The organism is Streptomyces sp. NPDC005574, from assembly GCF_040605435.1.
Taxonomy (GTDB): domain Bacteria; phylum Actinomycetota; class Actinomycetes; order Streptomycetales; family Streptomycetaceae; genus Streptomyces.
Genome location: NZ_JBEXCW010000315.1, coordinates 1 through 1,536, shown reverse-complemented (window position 1 = coordinate 1,536; position 1,536 = coordinate 1). Strand labels below are relative to the sequence as shown.

The 1,536-nt window shown below is 63.7% G+C and carries 1 protein-coding gene; it reads left to right on the top strand.

From position 1 onward, the window contains the following. Positions 1–357 precede the first annotated feature (357 nt). Entirely contained in the window at positions 358–807 is a 450-nt protein-coding gene (locus tag ABZT03_RS44430) for a single-stranded DNA-binding protein (protein ID WP_356050033.1), read from the top strand. Positions 808–1,536: the final 729 nt, after the last annotated feature.

The following is a 1,536-nucleotide window of genomic DNA, read 5'->3' as shown; positions in this document are numbered from 1 at the left end:
GGACCCCACGAGAGGCCCACGACGAGTACCTAAATCAACAGCTCGCCGCATGAATTAGCCAATAAGCACCTGTCCGGAAAACGCGGGGCCCCTCAGTGGGAGGGGCTGCAGCCGTGCTCGCGCCATCACCCGCTACCCGTGAACCGTCGAATCGGGGACTGCCTGGGGTGGTGACGAGGGCGACGGCGGCATAGCCGTAGTAGCCGTCCCGGGCCTTGGTGCCGACCTGCCCGTCGCCTGCTGTCCAGACGTCCTTCTGCGGCTCAGCCGTGCCCTTCAGTCGTTGGTGGCTCCACTGTCAGGGGGACCGACTACTGTGGCCGGAGGTCTTGATCGATCCGGTGGGAGTGGTGGGCAGTGGCGGGCGAGACGCTGGCGACGGTTGTGGGGAATCTGACCGCTGATCCGGAACTCCGGTTTACAGCCGCGGGGATTCCGGTGGCCGGTTTCACGGTGGCGTCGACGCCACGCACCTACGACCGCGAACACGGCCAGTGGGTGGATGGTGAGCCGTTGTTTCTGCGGTGTTCGCTGTGGCGGCAGGTCGCTGAGAATGCTGCCGGGTCCCTGGCCAAGGGTATGCGTGTCATCGTCACCGGACGGCTCAAGCAGCGGACCTTCGACGACAACGAGGGACAACGCCGCACCGTCGTCGAGATGGATGCCGAAGACATCGCGGTCTCCCTTGCGTATGCGACCGTTTCTGTCACCAAGGCTTACCGGCCCGGCGGGAGCGGAGCGGCCGCACCGGTACCGCGTCAGCAGTCGCAACAGCCCAGCGCCGAGGCGGAGTCACATCCCTTCTGAAGAATCAGGCTCGTGAGAGGTGAACGCAGACGGCAACTCGTGGGCGCCGCACAGAGCACCAAAACCACTACGTGTTGCGGCAAAACCTCAGCAACCAAGAGTAGACGCTGAAAGTGACGCATTCTTTGCCGGTGCCGCGGTGAACCTGCCTGGCTGCGTGGCCGCGGATTGTGCGGTTGACGGTGCAGGCGAGCCGTTCCAGGTGACTGTTGTGGACAGATCGGTGCTGTTCGGGTTTCGTTGGGTATCTGCCGTATTTGATGAGCGGTCGTGCGGCAGGCGGCCCGGTCCCGGTCTTGTGTCGGTTCTCGACTGGGCTTGGCAGGCCGCTCATGGTGGCAAGGGAGAAGGGAACCCAGGCCACCATGAGCGGCCGGGTGCTGGCCGCCTATTTCTTCCGTCCGGTGTTTTCCCCCTGGCGGTGCAGCGGGTTTCTTCTCCTTTCATGATGGTGCGCGATCGTGGCAGGGTCGCGTCCAGAAGGTGGTGTAAAAGGCGACGAGCGTAGGTTTCCGTACTGAACCGACCAAAGTTCGTACGAGGAAGGACCCACGCTCGTGCACAAGCGAGTATCCCCGACCGAGGCTATCCGCGGCGAGATCGATGCCGTGTTCGCCGAGGGCCGTCCGCTGGCCCTGAGTTCCACAGTTAGTGGTGCCGACTAGGGCACGAAAATGCGGGTTGATCTGCGGAAATGCCTGTGAGCACGCTGAGGTGGCGTGTCACTAG